The sequence below is a fragment of the Desulfobulbus sp. genome, assembly GCF_030824455.1.
Classification (GTDB): Bacteria; Desulfobacterota; Desulfobulbia; order Desulfobulbales; family Desulfobulbaceae; genus Desulfobulbus.
This window is the reverse complement of the sequence record NZ_JAVBXR010000074.1, coordinates 11,543-30,727: the sequence shown is the minus strand read 5'-3', so window position 1 is coordinate 30,727 and position 19,185 is coordinate 11,543. Positions and strand designations below refer to the sequence as shown.

16 protein-coding genes are annotated in these 19,185 nt (G+C 58.3%); 6 read left to right on the top strand and 10 right to left on the bottom strand.

Annotated elements, in window-relative coordinates:
- Nucleotides 1–163: 163 nt before the first annotated feature.
- Entirely contained in the window at nt 164–1,552 is a 1,389-nt protein-coding gene (xseA, locus tag RCH93_RS09540; protein WP_306548143.1) for an exodeoxyribonuclease VII large subunit, read from the top strand.
- On the opposite strand, the gene RCH93_RS09535 is transcribed toward xseA, so the two are convergent.
- The 4 genes from RCH93_RS09535 to RCH93_RS09520 all read right to left on the bottom strand — a co-directional run bounded on the left by RCH93_RS09535 (nt 1,525) and on the right by RCH93_RS09520 (nt 6,202).
- The gene (locus tag RCH93_RS09535) at nt 1,525–2,025 is read right to left on the bottom strand and encodes a hypothetical protein (RefSeq protein ID WP_306548142.1); all 501 of its coding nucleotides are present in this window, start codon (nt 2,023–2,025) and stop codon (nt 1,525–1,527) included. The two genes, xseA and RCH93_RS09535, sit on opposite strands and share 28 nt — an antisense overlap.
- 86 nt (nt 2,026–2,111) lie before the next feature.
- Nucleotides 2,112–3,206 carry a nicotinate-nucleotide--dimethylbenzimidazole phosphoribosyltransferase gene (locus RCH93_RS09530; protein WP_306548141.1) on the bottom strand — a complete coding sequence of 365 codons (1,095 nt, stop codon included), beginning with the start codon at nt 3,204–3,206 and terminating at the stop codon, nt 2,112–2,114.
- A gap of 47 nt (nt 3,207–3,253) precedes the next feature.
- Nucleotides 3,254–5,002: a hypothetical protein gene (locus RCH93_RS09525; protein WP_306548140.1), complete on the bottom strand. Its 1,749-nt coding sequence runs from the start codon at nt 5,000–5,002 to the stop codon at nt 3,254–3,256.
- Between the two features lie 675 nt (nt 5,003–5,677).
- The gene (locus RCH93_RS09520; RefSeq protein ID WP_306548139.1) at nt 5,678–6,202 is read right to left on the bottom strand and encodes a shikimate kinase; all 525 of its coding nucleotides are present in this window, start codon (nt 6,200–6,202) and stop codon (nt 5,678–5,680) included.
- Nucleotides 6,203–6,535: 333 nt separating this feature from the next.
- Here RCH93_RS09520 and RCH93_RS09515 point away from each other — a divergent pair, with 333 nt between their 5' ends.
- Nucleotides 6,536–7,081, top strand: coding sequence for a PilZ domain-containing protein (locus RCH93_RS09515; RefSeq protein WP_306548138.1), 546 nt, complete (start codon nt 6,536–6,538; stop codon nt 7,079–7,081).
- A 433-nt stretch (nt 7,082–7,514) separates the two neighbouring features.
- A complete protein-coding gene (locus tag RCH93_RS09510) occupies nt 7,515–8,168 on the top strand; it encodes a PEP-CTERM sorting domain-containing protein (protein WP_306548137.1) in 654 nt (217 codons plus the stop codon).
- 201 nt (nt 8,169–8,369) lie between these two features.
- On the opposite strand, the gene RCH93_RS09505 is transcribed toward RCH93_RS09510, so the two are convergent.
- Entirely contained in the window at nt 8,370–8,771 is a 402-nt protein-coding gene (locus tag RCH93_RS09505; RefSeq protein ID WP_306548136.1) for a PGPGW domain-containing protein, read from the bottom strand.
- Entirely contained in the window at nt 8,768–9,364 is a 597-nt protein-coding gene (locus RCH93_RS09500) for a nitroreductase family protein (RefSeq protein WP_306548135.1), read from the bottom strand. The genes RCH93_RS09505 and RCH93_RS09500 overlap by 4 nt, the downstream gene beginning before the upstream one ends.
- A 334-nt stretch (nt 9,365–9,698) precedes the next feature.
- Between RCH93_RS09500 and cdaA the strand changes: the two genes are divergently transcribed.
- The 3 genes from cdaA to glmM all read left to right on the top strand — a co-directional run bounded on the left by cdaA (nt 9,699) and on the right by glmM (nt 12,858).
- On the top strand, nt 9,699–10,508 hold the full coding sequence (cdaA, locus tag RCH93_RS09495; protein ID WP_306548134.1) for a diadenylate cyclase CdaA: 810 nt from the start codon (nt 9,699–9,701) through the stop codon (nt 10,506–10,508).
- On the top strand, nt 10,492–11,430 hold the full coding sequence (locus RCH93_RS09490) for a YbbR-like domain-containing protein (protein WP_306548133.1): 939 nt from the start codon (nt 10,492–10,494) through the stop codon (nt 11,428–11,430). Before cdaA ends, RCH93_RS09490 begins: the two co-directional genes overlap by 17 nt.
- Nucleotides 11,431–11,505: 75 nt before the next feature.
- Nucleotides 11,506–12,858: a phosphoglucosamine mutase gene (gene glmM / locus RCH93_RS09485; RefSeq protein WP_306548132.1), complete on the top strand. Its 1,353-nt coding sequence runs from the start codon at nt 11,506–11,508 to the stop codon at nt 12,856–12,858.
- A gap of 79 nt (nt 12,859–12,937) precedes the next feature.
- Here glmM and RCH93_RS09480 read toward each other — a convergent pair whose 3' ends face one another.
- The 4 genes from RCH93_RS09480 to lon form a co-directional block, all read right to left on the bottom strand.
- Nucleotides 12,938–14,122, bottom strand: coding sequence for a pyridoxal phosphate-dependent aminotransferase (locus RCH93_RS09480; RefSeq protein WP_306548131.1), 1,185 nt, complete (start codon nt 14,120–14,122; stop codon nt 12,938–12,940).
- A 105-nt stretch (nt 14,123–14,227) separates the two neighbouring features.
- Nucleotides 14,228–15,070 (bottom strand): J domain-containing protein, encoded by an 843-nt coding sequence (locus RCH93_RS09475; RefSeq protein ID WP_306548130.1) that lies wholly within the window; start codon nt 15,068–15,070, stop codon nt 14,228–14,230.
- A 68-nt stretch (nt 15,071–15,138) separates the two neighbouring features.
- A complete protein-coding gene (gene ftsY / locus RCH93_RS09470; RefSeq protein WP_306548129.1) occupies nt 15,139–16,806 on the bottom strand; it encodes a signal recognition particle-docking protein FtsY in 1,668 nt (555 codons plus the stop codon).
- Complete coding sequence (lon, locus tag RCH93_RS09465) at nt 16,806–19,184, bottom strand: endopeptidase La (RefSeq protein ID WP_306548128.1); 2,379 nt, start codon at nt 19,182–19,184, stop codon at nt 16,806–16,808. The genes ftsY and lon overlap by 1 nt, the downstream gene beginning before the upstream one ends.
- Nucleotide 19,185 lies beyond the last annotated feature (1 nt).

The following is a 19,185-nucleotide window of genomic DNA, read 5'->3' as shown; positions in this document are numbered from 1 at the left end:
ACACGCGAGCCCGGACGCCAAAATGCCCGATTATAACCCGGCGAAAAAAAAAGCATCAGCCAATCCACCATGAAAATGCAAAAAGCCCCCCGAGCCCCGCAGATTCCCGCCGCACCCGACGCCGCGCCCAACGCCGCCCATGATCGTCGCCCTGGAATGCGCCATGGATGAGCGCAGAATTCTGAGCGTTTCCGAGCTCAACAGTTCCATCCGCAGCCTGCTGGAGGGCCGGTTCCCCTTTGTCAGCGTGGCGGGCGAGCTCTCCAACCTGCACAAACCCTATTCCGGCCATTGCTATTTCACCCTCAAGGACGCCGGCGCCCAGATCAAGGCGGTGCTGTTCAAGCTGCAGCAGCGCTATCTGGAGCGGATGCCCAAAGACGGCGACCATGTGGTTTGTCGCGGCCGGATCTCGGTCTACGAACCCAGGGGCGACTACCAGCTGATTGTCGACGCCGTTGATTTCCACGGCGCCGGCGCCCTGCAGCAGGCCTTTGAACAGCTCAAACGCCGCCTGGCGGCCGAGGGGTTGTTTGACGAACACCTCAAACGCAGCCTGCCGCGCTTCCCGACTCACATCACCCTGGTCACCTCGCCCCAGGGCGCGGCGGTGCACGACTTCATCCGCATTGCCGCCCGTCGCTGCCCCATGGTTCAGATTGCGGTCTATCCGGTGACGGTGCAAGGCGATCAGGCCGCAGCCGAAATGGTCCAGGCCCTGGCCGAGATCAACGCCCGCGTCTCCACCGACGTTATTGTGCTCTGCCGGGGCGGCGGTTCTCTGGAGGATCTCTGGGCCTTTAACGACGAGGCCCTGGCCCGCGCCATTCGCGCCTCCGGTCTGCCGGTGGTCAGCGCGGTTGGCCATGAGATTGACCTGACCATTGCCGATTTCGCCGCCGACCTGCGCGCTCCCACTCCCAGCGCCGCCGCCGAACTGCTGACCCCCGACGGCGAGGCCCTGCGACGGGAGATTGACCGCCATGGATCGCGGTTGCAACGCATCCTGCGCAATCGGATCGACCGGATTGAACAACGGCTGCGGCTAACCAAACACCGGCTGGAAACCATGCCCCATCCGCTCGACCGGTTGCTGCTGCGGCTCGATCACCTCACCGGGCGCATGGAACTCGCGCTCAAAACAACCCTTGCCGACCAGGGCCGGCGACTCGACCAGGCAAGCTTTGCCCTGGCGCGACGCAACCCCGCGCATCGACTGCAACTGCACGATCAGCACCTCAAGGAATTGCACACCTGTCTGGCGCACGCCATCCGCCTGCACGTCCAAGTCAAGCAGGAACAATTCGGCCGAGCCGCCGGGGTCCTGCACGCGGTCAGCCCTTTGGCGACCCTGGCGCGGGGCTATGCGATCGTTCGAAAAAATGAGGGAAGAAAACGAATCGTGACCGAGGCGGCACAGGTGCAAACCGGTGAAACGGTGGCCGTGACCCTGCACCACGGAGCATTGGTGTGCCGGGTGGAACAGGCGTCAGGAAGCGAGGGCGGAATTGCCGAGCGTGATGCTCAATCGAGGACGGCGTCCAATTCCTGATCGATATAGGCGATGGCCGACGCCAACTGCTGAGGATTTTTACGAGCGGTTTTTTTGAGAATGTCGCCCCATTCCTGGAGCATGGAAGAATTGACCTTGCGGACGGCGTTAGGTCGGCACCACTCCATCCCAATTTTCCTACCCAGATTATCAAGGGCAACCTTCTGCGAAGGACGTTGCGCGGGCGGGGTTTTGGCCATGATGTCAGCGGATATTTTCTGCCACCCTTCCGACAAAAAATTCCCTTCTTGAAAGGTTTTAAACCACTTCTTTTCCTCGGGGCTTAAATTGCCCGGTATCTCATATTGATACACGGACGTCCTGCCTGTCAGGGCCGCTTGGGCCTCATTGGCAAATGCCGGCGAGCCGCTCAGCGACAGCAGCACAGAAAAAACAACCACTCCTGAAAAAACACGTCTCACAGTCACTGCACCACCTGGGAATGGGTATTGATGTTGCCTAAAAAATAGCACGCTCCGGCCTGTTCGTCAATATCCAGACCACATTAGTACAATTTTTTGTACAGCTTCAAGCGTGTCGCCCCCTTCCCCACACGCAGTCACTGCCTGTCGCGGACATCGACCTTGGCGCAGGTCGCCGCGTCAGCGAGCAGGGCTGCGGCCGCATCCACCACATGCATGGCCAGAGCTGCGCCTGCTCCCACGCCCAAACGGAGATTGCAAACAAGCAGCGGTTTCCGTTGCAGTTTCGCAAGCAACGCCCCGGTGCCAAGTTCGAGGCTCTGGCGGGCGCAGACAAGGTAATCGCGGGCAAAGGGTTCCAGGCTGCAGGCGATCATCGCCCCGGCGACGGACGCAAAGCCGTCGATGATCACCGGTTTGCGCTGACCCGCAGCGCCGATAATCAGACCGGCCATGGCCCCGATCTCAAAGCCGCCGACCTTGGCCAGCACGTCCAGCCCGTCCTTGGCGTTGGGCTTGTTGCGGGCCAGGGCCTTTTCAATCACTGCGATCCTGTTGCGCCGGCGCTCTTCGTCCAGACCGCCGCCGGAATCAACATCATGGCCGACCAATTCCTCCACCTTCTTGCCGGTGAACACTGCGGCAATCGCCGCGCTGGACACATCGGCCCCAGCTTCCAATTCGCCGAGGGCAAAGACGTCGACCTCCGCAGCCAAAGCGTCCGCGACTTCAATGCCGGCTTCGACCGCCATCACCGCGTGGGTCCGGGTCATGGCCGGGCCGTAGACCATATTGGTTGTGCCCCTGCCGATCTTCTTGACCAGGATTTTGCTCGCCTGCGCCAGGTCGGTCAAATCCTCCCTGATCCCGACATCGACCACCCAGATCCCGGCCCCGGCGCCGCCCGCCAGACCGTTCAACCCGGCCCCGCCGCCCGCAAAACGGCGAACCGTCTCAGCGGCCGCCTCCTCCGGATGATTTGAAACCCCCTCGGCGGCCACGCCATGGTCGCCCACCATCATCACCACCTTTTTGCGGGCCACGGGTGGTTGCAGCGACCGGGTCATGCCGGCCAATTCAACCGCCAGATCAATCAGATCGCCCAAGGCCCAGTCGACTAGGGCTAATTGTTTGAGGCGCTGCTCGGCCAATTGCCGACACTCATAATCCTGGGGATACATCTTGCGAAAGGCGGCATCGAGAAAGCTCAAGGCACTGGCGTTGTTCATCATCACATTGTTTGCTGGAAAAAATTGTAAGGTTTAGGGCACAAAAACTCTTATTCGCTGCCGGCCAGGGTGCGGTCGTAGAGCTTGCCGACCCCGTACTCCTTGCGGCGCTGGAACTTTTCGTAGGGTGGGCCCATCAACTGCATCTCGGGATACTGCTTCTGGATCTGCATGGCGATCTCCATCTCCTTGGTGCAGCCGGTGGAATAGGTGGAGTCCTTGCCGGTCCACTCTGGCGGCACCTTCTTGCCCATCAATTCAAAGGACTTGACGATGTCGTCGACGCTCTGGAAGCGCCAGATGTCGATGTTGCCGGATCGCTGAAAGATTTCCCACATATACATGATGTCGTCGGCGTCCATGCCCTCGACAAAATGCTCGCCAGGGTTGATGATCACCACATCGTTGAGCGACGAGCGCAGATGCTCGACAAAGACGTTGAGGATCTCCTTGGCGGTTTTCAGCTGGCCGGGGATCGAGCCGACAATGGCCGAATAGAACATGATGGTTTTGCCCTGCGCCTTTTCGCGCACCACCATGTTGATCAGATCGTCTGCTTTGCGCCGGAGCGCCGCCCGCGAGAAGCGGATGGCCTTGGGATGGTGCGGCTTGAGGAGAATGTCGATTTCGCCGTCGTCGCCGGGGATGATCGAGACAATGTCGCGGGTGAACTGGAAATGGTTGGAGATGTTCTCGCGGCCGCCGGGATTGCGGTACACCACCAGATCGGCCTCTTTGAAGGCGCGGGCGTAGGTGACCGAGGTCAACAGCGGGTTGAAGGGTTCGCGGGTGCCGTCGGAGATCACCAGAAGGCGGTTGTCGCTGTCCAAATGGCGGAGCAGCTGATTTTTCGATATTTTCCCCTCACCGATAATTTCCGCGTCGTCGAGCAGTTCGTCCAAAGTCGGGTCCTCCAGGAGGTCGACAAAGGAAACCCGGTGGTAGTAAAAGCCCTGCTTGACCGCCAGGATCACCTTGATGCCGATCTTCATGAAAATGCGGAGAATGGCAAGATCAAAGACAATCTCGCCGGAGCGGCCGCCCACCCAGAGGATGCAGGGCCGCCGCTTGCCGGAGATGACGTCGCGCAGCCAGTTGCAGATCCACTGCCATTCCGGGGTGTCGAGCGGTTTGTTCATCACCCGGCGCAGGGTCTCGATTTCCGGGGGCTGGTCCTGCCGCCAGATGGGCCGCATCGAACTGAGCAGCAGCAAGCGGCGCAGGCGCAGCAGGTGCAGTTGCAGGTCGATGTCGGTCAGGGTGGTGTTGGCGCCGACCTCCAGGCCCTCCGGCGAATTGAACACCTGTTCAAAAACCTCGGACTGGAGGAAGGCGGCCACCCGTTTGTTTTCCCGCTCCCGCTCAACCGCCAGGGGCCGGTCGATCTCGCTGATGGTGGTGAAGATGCCCAGCAGCCGTTTTTCAATCCGGCCGGGCAGTTGCACCTTGTGCATGATTTCATGGTTGTATTTGATGGTCAGCAGGCTGAGCAAATACTTCTGTTTGTAAGGGTCGGTCACCACCTCGCGCACCAGTTTCTCCAGCCGGGTCCAGATGCCGATGTAGGCCGAGAGCAGGATGGTGTCGGCCCGCTTTTCGATAATGGCGGTGAAGAGCTCGTCCGAGCAGGGATAGTAGATCTGCTCGTCTTCCAGATGGACGATGAACTTCAACTGCTCCGGGGAGGCCACCACATCGGGAAAGGTCTCGTAGGCCAGATGGTTCTCGGTGAAAAAGTTGGTCAACCAGGCGTCCCGGTCCGGGTCCTGGCCTTTGACGTATCGAATGATCTCACTCATGCCTGTATCCTTGTATATTGCAACTGCGTGGGCCTTGCCTACGCCGGCGCCATCTCTAAAATTTTCGCTGCCGTTTTTTTGGACTTTCGTGCGCTGCAGTGGTTCCGTTGCGGTTCCCTGCCCTGCACACTCCATCTTCTCGCTTCCTCGCAACGCACGGGAACAGATTGTCGAGAGCCGGGGCGGTCTTTAAATCTTTACACAATCAACGCCTCCCGGCTGCGTCAATTTCGAGTACAGTGAGAAATCTGTCCTTTCAGCAAACGAGATTTCTCCCTTTGGTCGAGATGACGACATAAAATGTCTCGTCTGTATTCTCCGAGTTCCGGTTTTCTTTTTCTTGTCCCCATGCATGGCATGGGAACGGCTGCCTGCTCTGCGCTGCTGCAGTTGTTTTGCGCAGGAGCATTGGGTAGCCCGTGGGCGCCTGGGACCAGCACAGAGAGCCGGAGCGTCCTTCAAAAAATCAACGCTCCCCGGCTACGTCATTTCGACCAAGGGGAGAAATCTCGTCATTCGATAACGAAATTTCTCACTGCGCTCGAAATTGACGACATAAAATGTCTCGCCTGTTTCCCCTCGCTCCGGCTACTATCCAACCCACGGAACGAGAGCCTAAAACCCTACAAACACCTTCGCCCAAGCCTTCAATCACCTCAAGCACAAACCCACCTGCTACAATAACCCGTCCTGAACCAGCAGCGCCTTGATTGCCGCCGCAACCTCGGAAGTTTTCCGCCCTTCAACGTCGATCTCATAATCCGCCGCCGCACGGTACAGGGGCAAACGGGCACGATAGAGTTCCTTGGCCTTGTCCATATCCTGCAGCAAGGGCCGTTTTTTGATCTTGCGCTCGGCGTCCGGATGCTGCTTGAGGGTGGCGAGGATGCCCTTGAGGCTTGAATGAAGATACACCACCCTCCCCAACTGACTGATACTGTTGACCATGAAAAAACCGCCGCCAGTGGAAACAATGCTGCCGCTCACATGCGCTTCCAACCAGTCGGCCACCTGCTGCTCCACCCGACGAAAGGCGGGTTCGCCCTGCTCGGCAAAAAAAACGCGGATCTTGGTTTTCAAAAACGACTCGATCAGGTCGTCGGTGTCCACAGCAAAGCGGTCGGTTGCCGCAGCCAATGCCCGCGCCGTTCGCCCCTTGCCCACCCCCATAAATCCAATCAGCACGATGTTGCCTGCCACCTGTCGCCCCCCTTTTTCCCTTACGCCTTGAGCCACCAAGGCAGCGCTGCATAGGCCTGCCGCCACCCTCCGAAGACCGAAGCCAAGCCACTTTGGCTTCGGTTCCAACCCTACTTGAATTGCGCCTCTATATACTTTGCTCGTAAAAAAAAAGCCGCTGTCTTTCCTGCTCAGGCGGCAAAAAACGGCCACATGCCGCGTACGGCAACAGAACCAACGCTCACGCATAAATAGGCTGTCGTCAGCCACCACCAGACAACCCAACAACACTTGGAGTCATTTTTGCATCTCTATTTCTACGCGTAAACAAACCATTATCCAAGGCACAACACCGTGACTAAAGAACTAAAGTTCCAGCGCCAATGCCACTGTCCGCACTGGTCGGCCTGTAGTCGATCCTGCCTGCTGGTTAAGGATGGATTGTTTTTGCCGGTAGAGCAGCACGTTGCCGCCTATTGCACCTCCTGCCATTTCCCTTCGTGTCGTCAATATCAGTTGCTCGCCGGCAGTGACGCCAATGTTGGCGAGCACGAAAACCAACCGATCAATCGCCGCCGTTCTGTTCGCATCCCCAGCCACAACAACTTCCGCTTTTCCGAAATTGCCGGCAGCGACCAGCTGCCCGGTCAACGGGACGACGACGCCTGGACCATTGACCTCAGCAACGGCGGCATTCGCTTTGCCAGCCGCCTGCCCCTCACCCCAGAAACAGTGATTCATTTTTCCTTGGAAACCGACGGCACGGACGCACTCATAGAAGGGGCCGGACGCGTGATCTGGTCTGAGCCCCTTGAAAATACACCCCTGTTTCACGCCGGCATTGCCTTCACCGAGCCTCCCTCCCCCGCCTCCCTCTTCCGTTTTTCAAAAACAAAATAGCTTTAAAGCAGATCTAAATTACGCAGTCCCCTCAAGTTGCCCCTCTTTTTTTTTAAAAAAATCTCAGCGCCAACATGTCTCGACGGCACAATGATTTTCCACAGATTCCGGAAATGCGAATTCTCAACATACGGACAACATCATGTTATTACAATATAAAATTTATAAAAATCTCTTCTTTCCGGTCATCACAAATAGAATATGGATACTTTTCTCCAAGTTACGTGCATGGATTCAATAAACACAATACAAAGACCAATGCACAACGGCCTCTTTTTTCAAAAAAAATGATCAATTAAAATAACTTGTATAAACCATACCCATCCAGACACACTCAAAATAAGAAATTGGCACAGATAATGAACTATCCTTGGCAAGATAAACAAAAAACCAAATTCTGACGTTACACTCAAATAACTTCGAGGAGAAAAAAATGAAAAAGCAATTATTAAAAAGCGCATTAATCGCAGTCGCTGGTATTGGGTTGTTAGCCGGAACCGCAATGGCCTTGCCGACAACACCAGCAGGTTCTTGGTCTGATTTGGAAGATTACATGGGACTCTATTTCGGCACCAATTACACCGAGGTAACTTCTGCAAATTTCACAGGCACTTGGTTCTACACAGCCATTGCGAAAGAATCCGGCAATATTAACACAACAGAAGAGCCAGCTGACGGCACTCCCGGAGCTGGAGCAACTAAAGACGGTCTTACCTTTACAACGGCAGACATGAGCAACTGGGGTCTTTGGGAAGACATTGATTTCAGTACCACCAATCTCTATTTTGAAGATTCTGACGGTCTGTACAATGTTGCCCTTGATCCTTACACCACGACGTCTACCCCTGGTTTCAAAATTTATCAATTAACTGCAGATTCATTGTTGCTTGACTATCTCGACAACCCGATCGTATTGAAAGCCGGCACTTATATCGTAGGATACAACGATAATTATAAAAATTCAGACGGCGACTACGATGATATCGTTATGGCGATGACGGCGGTTCCTGAACCAGCAACAATGTTGCTGTTTGGAACTGGTATCGCTGGTCTTGCGGCAGCTGCTCGCCGAAGAAAAAATCAATAATTCTCAGCTGTAAATCAAGGTTCTAAGTACACAAAACCCGGTAACATTTGTTGCCGGGTTTTTGTTGCCGTCTCATTCAAGGCCGCCAATCTTTTGCTGTTTCCAGCCAAGCACCATCCTCTTAAAATTTTATTTTTCCGCCGCTGTTGAAACCCGCCAGCAATTCCTCCTTCTAAAGGATAGCCTCCAACTGCCTATCCCCTACTTTTCCGCAAAAGCAAACTCCGCCTTTCCCTGTTTCCTGCGCACCCAGTTTAACCCCCGTTGGACCTGGGCATTCTGCACTATCCCTCCCAGCAAACGCCGTTTTCCCGGAAAATCCATCAGGCAAAGGCCAATCAGCATGGTCAGCAGCCCCTGCCCGGGCAGCATCAGCATGGCGATGCCGGCCAGCAGCAGCAACAAGCCGAGGCTGTTGCGGAGGACGAGGGTCAACAGAGCCACCGCCGGATGGCGGCGATGCCGGGTTTCGACTTTATGCCAGTGGGTGAGAAAAAAATCCGGCGGCATGCGGCCAATCAACCAGGGCACGGCGATCAAACTGCCGACAAAGGTTGCCAACGAAAAAATTCCCAAAATTTGCAGCATGGTGGCGTGACTCACACAACCTCCGGTGGATCAATGAGAATTTCGTCCAGCAGTCGTTTGGGCACATGATGCACGCCCTGGTCGTCGTGCCAGTAGCGAACGTCGCCGTCTGTACCAATATCTTCCAAAACCACTGTTTCGGCGGGATAGCCAAGCGCCAGTACTAACAGCACCGTGTAGCGGCCGTCCAATTGCAGCAAACGCTGCACCACGGCGGCTGAAAAGGCGCCGATGCGGCAACCGAAGACGCCGCGTTCAGCCGCGCCAAGCAAAAGGCTTTGGGTGGCGACGCCCAAATCAAAATGGGCCTCGGTAGCCGGCCCTTTCTGCAGGACGGTATCCAACAGGCAGACCACATAGGCCGGCGGGCGTTCTCCCGGCTCCGGCCCAGGCCACTCGGGCAGGTAGCCGGCCCAACCAAGCAGGGGAAAAAGCTGTTCCCGCAAAGCGTCGTCCATCACCGCCATGTACTTCAGCGCCTGAGCATTGCGGGCCGAGCCGCCCAACCGGGCAAGATCGAGCAGTTCTCGCAGCATGGTCTGATCCAGTTTGCGCGCTTCCTGAAAACGGCGGACAGTTCGCGTCCGTCGCACCAATTCGTTGATCATGTTGTCGCCTCCGGCGGATGTATTGATTTATTGCTGCACGCACGACTCATTATCGGCGGATCATTCATGCGGCGCCTTTGTCCTGCTGATCAAAGCGAGCAATCTCGCGCTTGCTTCCACTGCCCATCTGGTCGAATGACGGCAGCGCCGGCCCCTGTTCTGTCCTTCGATTCAGCCCACGGCACGGCGCTCTTCCTGCGCCAAGAACGCCCACCGCGACTCCGGGGCGTCCGCCGACGACCTGACGCCTGACATTTCCCTGTTCAATCGGCGCCTGACATGCTACACAGAGTAGACAAGTTGCCGACATCAATCACCTTGGCTCCGGGCTCCCATGCTTGACGCGATCCTCTCCATGCGATTGCTGGATATTCTTGATATCCTGCTCGTCTCGTACATCATCTACCGGATCATTCTCCTGATTCGCGGCACCCGCGCCGTGCAGATGCTGGTCGGCATCGCGCTCATTATTAGCATCTATTTCCTCTCGGGCAAGCTTGAACTGCAGACCCTGCATTGGCTGCTCAAGACCTTTCTCGGTTCGATCCTGGTGGTGATTGTCATCCTGTTTCAAACCGACATCCGCCGCGCCCTGACCCAGATGGGCAAAACGCCGTTTCACAAGGCCGCCGACGTCGCCGAAAAAGACATGGAGGAGATCGTCCGCGCCGCCACCTACATGGCTAGACGCCGCATCGGGGCGCTGATGGTGATCGAACGCGACACCGGCCTGCGCGATTACGTCGACACCGGCCATCGCCTCGACGCCCGCCTGTGCGCCGAGCTGCTGGTGGCTATTTTCCTGCCCGCTTCACCGATGCACGACGGCGGCGTCATAATCCACAAAGGAAAAATCCACTCTTCCGGCTGCCTGCTGCCGCTGTCGCACAATCCGCGCATCGACAAACGTTACGGCACCCGCCACCGCGCCGCCCTTGGCCTGTCCGAAGAGACGGACGCGGTGATTATCGTGGTCTCCGAGGAAACCCAGGAGATTTCCCTGGTCCAGCAAGGGGCAATCACCACCTTTCACGACGAAAACAGCCTGCGCGCCGCCCTCAACGAGCTGATCTCGGCGGCCCCAAAAACCGCACGCTGGAAAACCTGGCTGCATGCCCTGAAACGCCATGAAAAGATCGCCTGATCTCTCCTTCCTCTCCCGACACTGGTTGCTCAAGGTTCTGTCGCTGATCATCGGGGCCAGTCTCTGGTATTTCGTGGTCGGCGAAGACCGGGTGGACCTGACCGTGACCATCCCCCTGGAACTGCGCAATCTGCCCAGCAATTTGGTCATTGCCAACCAGTACAAAAAGGAGATCGAGGTGTCCCTCAGCGGTTCTCGACGCATGATTCAGGAGATGCGGCAGCAGAACATCTCCCTGCCCGTTGATCTGGGCAAGGCGGAACCGGGAGCCTTGGTGATCAAAAACGAGGCGGAGTCGATTCCATTGCCGCGCGGCCTCACGGTGCAGCGGGTCCAACCGGCCAACATCACCCTGCTGGTCGACAAACTGGTGCAAAAGGATTTTACCATCATCCCGGTGACCAAGGGCAAACCGGCCGCCGGTTTCATCCTGGAAAGCCTGACCCTCAATCCTGCGCACATCACCGTTACCGGGCCGCAGACCGTGCTGGACAAGGAAAACGCAGTGGCGACGGCGGTTATTGACCTTGAGGGCATCGACAGATCCGGCACGTCGCAGGTGCATCTCAATCTGAACGAAACCCTGCTGAAGCTCATCGGCGAGACGGTGATCGAGGCCAAGGCGACGCTCACCGAAATCATGGTCAAAAAAACGGTGCGGGGGGTTCCCGTGATGATCGCGGAAACCGTGCCGCCGATAAAAATTGTCCCCGCCACGGTGACCGTGGACGCCGAGATCCCGGAACAGATTGTGCGCGTGACCTCGGAACTGGCCATGCTGTTTCGGGCCTCGGTCAACGCCACCACCGACAACAACGTCGGCAAGGAGGTCCAAGTGCTGGTCAACGGCGTCAATCTGCCGGGACACGCGCCGATTGTCATCCTCAACATCACCCCGAACAAGGTTCGCATTCTGCCCTGAAGGCAGATCGCCAACTGACGAACCTTTCACGCGAATCTCTCCATTGCCCCTACTCTTCAACACCAGGAACAACCCATGAAAAAACTCTTCGGAACCGACGGCGTGCGCGGCGTGGCCAACATCTACCCCATGACCACGGAAATCGCCATGCAGATTGGCCGGGCCATCGCCTTCATCGTCAAGAACCAGGTCAAAGGCAACACCATCGTTATTGGCAAGGACACGCGGCTTTCCGGCTACATGCTCGAAAACGCCCTGGCCGCCGGCATCTGCTCCATGGGCGTCAACGTCCAGTTGGTCGGGCCGCTGCCCACGCCGGGCATCGCCTTCATCACCACCTCAATGCGGGCCGACGCGGGCGTGGTGATCTCGGCCTCGCACAATCCCTTTCAGGACAACGGCATCAAAATCTTTTCCGCCGACGGCTACAAACTGCCCGACGAGATGGAGGCCGACATCGAAGACCTGATTTTCTCCCAGAAGATGGCGGCGCTCAGGCCAGTGGCCGACGAGGTGGGCAAGGCCTCGCGCATCGAGGACTCCTGCGGGCGATACATTGTGTATCTGAAGAACACCTTTCCCAAGGATTACGTGCTCGACGATTTCCACATTGTGCTCGACTGCGCCCACGGCGCCACCTACCGAGTGGCTCCCCACGTGTTCTCCGAGCTCGGGGCCAAGGTGACCACCATCGGGGCCGAACCCGACGGCAAGAACATCAACCACGAATGTGGGGCCCTCCATCCGGAGGTGATGGCCGCCAAGGTCAAGCAACTGGGCGCAGACATTGGCCTAGCCCTGGACGGCGACGGCGATCGTTTGATCGTCTGCGACGAGCACGGCGCCATTGTCGACGGCGATCACATCATGGCCATCTGCGCAAGCGACCTGATGCACCGCCGTAAACTGAAGAAAAAGACCCTGGTGGCCACGGTGATGAGCAACATGGGGTTGGAGCAGGCCATGACCGCCATGGGCGGCCAGATGGTGCGCACCCAGGTGGGCGACCGCTATGTGGTCGAGGCCATGCGCGCCAAAGGCTACAATTTCGGCGGCGAGCAGTCCGGCCATTTGGTTTTTCTCGACCACAACACCACCGGCGACGGCATCCTCGCCGGCCTGCAGCTGCTGGCGATCATGATCAAGAAAAACAAGCCGCTGTCCGAGCTGGCCACGATCATGGCCACCTTTCCCCAGGTGCTGCAGAACGTGCGCATGGCCACCAAGATTGCCCCGGAGCACATCTCCGGTTTTCCCGAGGCCCTGGAAAAAGCGGAGCAGAAACTGGGCAGCCGGGGCCGCATCCTGGTGCGGGCCTCGGGCACTGAACCGGTCATCCGGGTGATGACCGAGGGCGAAGACGAGCAGGAAATCGCCGCCATTGCCCACGACCTGTGCGAGGTGATTCGCAAAGCGGATCGCGGCTAAACAAACAGATTCCGCACAACGCAAAAAGGCCGCCTCCCGCAAGGGAAGGCGGCCTTTTTTTATTGAACCAGGGCGGCAATTATTTTTCCGCCAGCGCCATCGCCTTCTTAAAGCCTTCGACCGAACCGGCGATAACCTTTTCATCGACGCAGAAGGCCAGCCGGATGTGGCCGGGCAGGCCAAAGCCGCGACCGGGCACCGCCAGGATCTTCTGTTCGGCCAGCAGGCGGCAGAACTCGACGTCGTCAATCGGCGTCTGCGGGAAAAGATAAAAAGCGCCCTTGGGGCGGACATAGCTCATCCCGGCCTCGTCGAGCACCTTGCAGAAGGCTTCCAACCGGCGGGCGTAGATGGTATTGTCGACCGACACGTCCTGTAGTTGGGTCACCGCCCGCTGCATCAGGGCCGGCGCATTGACAAAACCAAGGATGCGGTTGGCCAGGGTCAGGGCGCCGACCACCGCTTCCTTGTCGGCCATGGCCGGATGAACGGCAAGATAGCCGATCCGCTCGCCCGGCAGCGACAACTCCTTGGAGTAGGAAGAAGCCAGGATGGCGTTGGTGGTGGCGGTCATCAGCGGCGGCACCTGGTGGCCGTCAAACACGATGTTGCGGTACGGTTCGTCGGACACCAGATAGATGCTGGTGTTGAAGCGTCCGCCGGCGGCGTCCAGCATTTTGCCCAGCTGCTGCATCGACTCGGCCGAATAAATTTGGCCTGTCGGGTTGTTGGGGCTGTTGATCAGGACGATCTTGGTTTTTTCGCTCAAGGCCTGCTCGATGGCGCCCAGATCGAGGTTGAAATCCTTGTCGGTGGCCACGATCTTCGCAACGCCGCCGTGGTTGTCGATGTAGAAGTGGTATTCGACAAAAAACGGCGAAAGAATAATGACCTCGTCGCCGGGATCAAGCAGGGCCTTGAAGATGACGTTCAGACCACCGGCCGCGCCGCAGGTCATGAGGATGTCGCCTGCGCCCAGGTTCACCTGTTGCTCGGCGCCAAGCCGTTTGGCCAGGGCCTCGCGGACAAAGGGGTAGCCGGCGTTGGGCATGTAGCCGTGGATGCCGGGTTGCTCATTTTGCGCCAGTTCTCGGAGCACGGTGTAAAACTTGGCCGGCGGCGGCACGTCGGGGTTGCCGATGCTGAAGTCAAAGACCTTGTCGGCCCCGAATTCAGCCTTCATTTTCGCGCCCTCCTCGAACATCTTGCGAATCCAGGAGGAATTTTCCGCAAAACCCCGCATCTTCTTGGCTACACCACTCATTGCACACCCTCTCACTGTTGTTGGTTGTTAGACGGTCGTCTCGTCTGTCGCCTCAATGCATAGCGCCATTGAGGCCTGAAGTCTCAGCGACTCCGGAACAAACGACTATCGACCGCCGGCAAATTTCTTCTCAAAATACCCGTAGGCAACGTTGATTTCCTTCATCTTTTCTTCGGCGACCTTTTTAAACTCCTCGCCCAGATGCCCGACCTTGTCCGGATGGTACTGCATGGACAACTTGCGGTAGGCCTTCTTGATCTCGACAAAATCAGCGCCCTTTTCCAGGCCGAGCACTGCATAATACTGCTCTTCCAGGTTGCCAGCGCTGGCGGCTTCCTGCCGCTGGCGGTACATGTACTTGGCCTCGATAGTGCGCTGATCGTAGACCGAAATCTCCAGCAGCTGAGCGATTGCCCGGGCCTGGCGCAACTCGTTTTCCGGCGGCGGCTGTTTGGTGTAGATGATCTGGTAGATCAGCTCCAGCAGGATCAGGCGCGGTTCGTAGGCAAAATTGGCGCGGAACTCCTCAAGCAGGCCGCGCAGATCGGTCTCGGCGTTCCTCGCATCCTTGACCAGTTGCTTGACCCAGTACATCTGATCCTGGTTGTAGCGCAGATGGACCTGGAAGAAGGTGAGGATGGCGTTCAGTTCGGCCCGCGAAAAATGGCCGTCGGCCTGGGCAATCTTGACCAGGATGTTGACCAGGAGGAAAACGAAACGGTTATGGCTCTCGGTTTGCGAGGATTCGTAGGTGGAAACCCGGCGCTGGATGTAATAGGTGAAGGCCCAAAACCCGCCCACCAGCACCAACAGGCCGGCCAAGCCGGAATAGAAGAGAAAGCCCAAGAGATTGAGCAGGGCCGGCGCGCCGCCGGTGACCAAGGCCAGCAGGGCAAGCAGCAGCAGACAGCCGCCGCAGCCCGGTTGATTATGTTGTCGATATTCCATTGTGATGTGCTGTTTGAAATGTGCTGCGACCGGTTATGCCGCCGTGATCGACGGCGTAACCGGGCTGATTAACGTTCCTGGCCGGCAAAGAGGGCGTCAACGAATTCGCGCGCGTCAAAATCGCGGAGATCGTCGATCTGCTCGCCGATGCCGATAAAGCGAACGGGGATCTTGGTTTCGCGGCAGACGTTGGCGACAATGCCGCCCTTGGCGGTGCCGTCCAATTTGGTCAGGGTCAGGCCGCTGACGCCCACAGCCTCGTGGAACATCTTGGCCTGGGAAATGCCGTTCTGGCCGGTGGTGGCGTCGAGCACCAGCATCACCTCGTGCGGCGCGCCCGGCATTTTCTTGCCAATCACCCGCTTGATCTTTTTCAGCTCTTCCATCAGGTTGACGCTGGTGTGAAGCCGGCCGGCGGTATCGATGAGGATAACGTCGAAGTTGTGCGCCACGCCGTATTCCAGCCCGTCGTAGACCACGGACGATGGGTCGGATCCGGGGTTCTGGGCAATGACCTCAACCCCGACCCGCTCGCCCCAGATGCGGAGCTGGTTGATGGCGGCGGCACGGAAGGTGTCGCCGGCCACCATCAGCACCGATTGTCCGGCGCGGACGAACTTGGCGGCGATCTTGCCGATGGAGGTGGTTTTGCCGACGCCGTTGACGCCGACCACCATGATCACAAAAGGCCCGTCCTCGGGCATCACCAGTTCGGCGGGTTGCTCCGAGGCCTGGATATAGGTTGCAATCTGGTCGCGGATAATGGTCTTCAGGGCCTGAGGATCGCTCAACTGGTCGCGCTTGACCTTCTTCCGCGCCCCATCAAGCAACTCCAGGGTGGTGGCAACGCCGAGATCGGCGGTGATCAGGATTTCCTCCAATTGCTCGAACAGATCCTGGTCGATTTCCTTTTTGCCAAGAAAGAGGCGGTCCAGGCGGTAGACAAAGGAGTCGCGGGTCTTGCCCAAGCGTTCCTGGAGCCGTTTGAACAGCGACTTGCTGCTTGGTTTTTCCTGGGTTTTGGAAACCAGCGGCGCGGCCGGCACAATGGGAGAGGCGGACGGTTCAGCATCCGTGTTGACGGCTTCCTCGGCGGCAAGTTCCGCGCCCTCGTCAGCGGTCGGTTCCTGCGGGGCTGTTTCTTCCGTCTCCAGGGCGGATGCAGGTTCCGGTTCGTCGCCTGCGGTCGCTTCCCCTTCGATCAAAGGAGCGGGCTCTGCTTGCAACGCAACCGGCGCCGCCGTATCGTCAACGCCCTGCGCATCGGGCGGCTCAACCGCCGGCGGCCCGGGGATTGCCGCCGTTTGCTCGTCTGGGGTATGGTCTTCACCGCGCTCAATATCAGGTGCAATCGCTTCGGCTGCAATCGGATCGACGGCAACTGGTTCGACGGCAGCGGCAGCGGGTTCAACTACCTCGGCCGACTCAGCGGTTTCCATCGCGTCCGCGGTGATCGCGTCATCTAGAACAGGTTCAGCAACCACCGCAATTGGCTCTGCGGATTCGACGGCCACAGCTTCGGCAACAGCAGCCTCCGCAGCCTCTGTCGTCTCCTCCTCGGCGTCAATCGGCGCTTGCAGTTCCGCAACCGCAAGCGGCTCCTGGGTTGCCGGCGCCTGGTCAGCCAACGGCGCCTCAATCAGGACCTCTTCGACCGCATCCGGGATCGGCTCCGGGGCAACGACTTCGGGTTCGGCCGGCTTTTTGCCGAATTTCTTTTTAAACCAACCCAGCATCAGCTTTGCGCCTCAGTTTTGTCCATGGCAATCTCCAGAACCTCACGGATGGTATGGGGGTAGTGGAAGAGCACGCCCTGACGAATATCCTCGGGAATCTCCAACACGTCTTTTTCATTGAGCGCCGGCAGGATCAGCTCATTGATCCCGGCCCGGAGCGCGGCCAGCACCTTCTCGCCAATGCCGCCCACCGGCAGCACATCGCCGCGCAGGGTGATCTCGCCGGTCATGGCCACATTCTGGCGCACCGGCCGGCCCAGGAGCACCGACACCAGCGACGAAACCATGGACACGCCCGCCGAGGGGCCGTCTTTGGGGATGGCGCCCTCCGGCACATGCACATGGAGATCAATGCCGGCAAAGACGTCCTCGTCCACGCCCAACTCCTTGGCGTGCGATTTGATGTAGGTCAGCGCCGCAGTGGCCGATTCCTTCATCACCTCGCCCAGCTTGCCGGTGAGGGTGAGGCCTCCCTTGCCCTTCATCTTCGAAGTTTCGATAAAAAGAATCTGCCCGCCCACCGGCGTCCAGGCAAGGCCAGTGGCCAGGCCAGGCCCCCAGCTGCGGGCCTTCATCTCCGGGAAGAAGCGCTGCGGCCCAAGAAAATCATAGAGACTCTCCGGGCTGACCACCATTTTTTCGGTGCGGCCCCGGGCAATCTCAGCGGCCGTGCCCCGGCAGACGGCGGCAATCTCGCGTTCAAGATTGCGCACCCCGGCCTCGCGGGTGTAGGAGGCAATCAGCGCGCCAATGGCGGCTTCCGGCATTTCCAGATCATCACTGCGCAGGGCGTGGGCCTCCAACTGTTTGGGCAGCAGGTGGCGGACAGCAATCGCCACCTTTTCCTGCTGGGTGTAGCCCGACAGCTCAACTACTTCCATGCGGTCGCGCAACGGGCCGGGGATGGTGTCGAGCACGTTGGCGGTGGCGATGAACATCACCTTGGAGAGATCAAACTCAATATCCAGATAATGATCGGTAAAGGTCGAATTCTGCTCCGGGTCCAACACCTCCAGCAGGGCCGAGGAAGGATCGCCACGGAAATCGTTGCCCAGCTTGTCGATCTCGTCCAGCAGGAAGACCGGGTTGTTGGAACCGGCCCGTTTCAAACTTTCGATGATCCGGCCCGGCAAAGCGCCGATATAGGTGCGGCGATGGCCGCGAATCTCGGCCTCGTCGCGCACCCCGCCCAGGGCAATGCGGACGAACTTGCGGTTCATGGTGCGGGCGATGGACTGGCCCAGCGAGGTCTTGCCCACGCCGGGAGGGCCGACAAAGCAGAGGATCGGGCCGTGGATGTCCTCTTTGAGTTTGCGCACCGCCAGAAACTCGAGAATCCGTTTTTTGATCTTCTTGAGGCCGTAATGGTCCTGGTTGAGATCTTCTTCCGCCTGGTTCAAATCCAGGGTGTCCTTGGTGGATTCGGTCCAGGGCAGGTCGAGAATCCAGTCGATGTAGTTGCGCGACACTGAATACTCGGGCGACGAGGGGGAAATCCGCTCCAGCCGGTTCAACTCCTTGTCGATTACGGTCTTGGCCTGGGGGCTGAGTCCCTTCTCGGCCACCTTTTCCTTGAGCTCCTTGACCTCGACCTTGTCGTCGTCGCCCTCGCCCAACTCCTTGCGGATAGCCTGCAACTGCTGGCGAAGAAAAAACTCGCGCTGCCGCTCGTCCATGTCTTTTTTCATGGAGGCCTGCAGCTGGTTGCTCATCTCCACGGTTTCCAGACGCTTGGCCAACTCCTTGGCCACCCGGTGGAGCAGATCGTGCAGCGGAGTGATTTCAAGAATCTCCTGCTCCATCTCAATCTTCAAATTCAACTGAGAACTGACCAGATAGGCGACGTAAAAGGGGTTGGTCAGGCTGTTGATGGTGGCCACCAGCTCTTGGGGCAGTTCAGTGGCGCTCACCAATTTTTGAAACTGGCCGCGGATGTTGAACAGCAGGGCCTCGATTTTCTTATCCTCGACGAGCTCCATCGGGATCTCAACCACCTTGGCCCGCAGATAGGGTTTGGAGTCAACGAATTCGGAGACCGCGATCTTCTTGGTGCCGCTCATCAGGATCTGATAGAAGCCCTCGGGAGCCTTGTTGAGCTTGTGCAAATACCCGACCACGCCAACCTGATAGAGGTCGTCCGGACCAAGAATGTCATCGTCGCTGGTTTGGTCGCGGCGGCTCGGCACCAGCCCGATCAACCGGTCGCCCAGGAGGACGTCGTCGATCAATTGCTTGGAGGTCTCGCTCGACACCTGGAGCGGAAATCCCATGCCGGGATAAAAGACAAACCCGTGCAACGGCAAAATGGGCAGGGATTCCGGCACGACCAGATCGGCAGGGTCCATTTTTTTCTGTGGCGTTTGCTGTTCGTTTTCCATG

Bases quoted from the DNA above. Each gene is read 5' to 3' on its own strand.
- lon (WP_306548128.1), bottom strand. From the start codon at position 19,184: ATGGAAAACGAACAGCAAACGCCACAGAAAAAAATGGACCCTGCCGAT.
- glmM (WP_306548132.1), top strand. From the start codon at position 11,506: ATGAAAAAACTCTTCGGAACCGACGGCGTGCGCGGCGTGGCCAACATC.
- ftsY (WP_306548129.1), bottom strand. From the start codon at position 16,806: ATGCTGGGTTGGTTTAAAAAGAAATTCGGCAAAAAGCCGGCCGAACCC.
- RCH93_RS09500 (WP_306548135.1), bottom strand. From the start codon at position 9,364: ATGATCAACGAATTGGTGCGACGGACGCGAACTGTCCGCCGTTTTCAG.
- RCH93_RS09525 (WP_306548140.1), bottom strand. From the start codon at position 5,002: ATGAGTGAGATCATTCGATACGTCAAAGGCCAGGACCCGGACCGGGAC.
- xseA (WP_306548143.1), top strand. From the start codon at position 164: ATGGATGAGCGCAGAATTCTGAGCGTTTCCGAGCTCAACAGTTCCATC.
- RCH93_RS09475 (WP_306548130.1), bottom strand. From the start codon at position 15,070: ATGGAATATCGACAACATAATCAACCGGGCTGCGGCGGCTGTCTGCTG.
- cdaA (WP_306548134.1), top strand. From the start codon at position 9,699: ATGCTTGACGCGATCCTCTCCATGCGATTGCTGGATATTCTTGATATC.
- RCH93_RS09530 (WP_306548141.1), bottom strand. From the start codon at position 3,206: ATGATGAACAACGCCAGTGCCTTGAGCTTTCTCGATGCCGCCTTTCGC.
- RCH93_RS09490 (WP_306548133.1), top strand. From the start codon at position 10,492: ATGAAAAGATCGCCTGATCTCTCCTTCCTCTCCCGACACTGGTTGCTC.
- RCH93_RS09510 (WP_306548137.1), top strand. From the start codon at position 7,515: ATGAAAAAGCAATTATTAAAAAGCGCATTAATCGCAGTCGCTGGTATT.
- RCH93_RS09480 (WP_306548131.1), bottom strand. From the start codon at position 14,122: ATGAGTGGTGTAGCCAAGAAGATGCGGGGTTTTGCGGAAAATTCCTCC.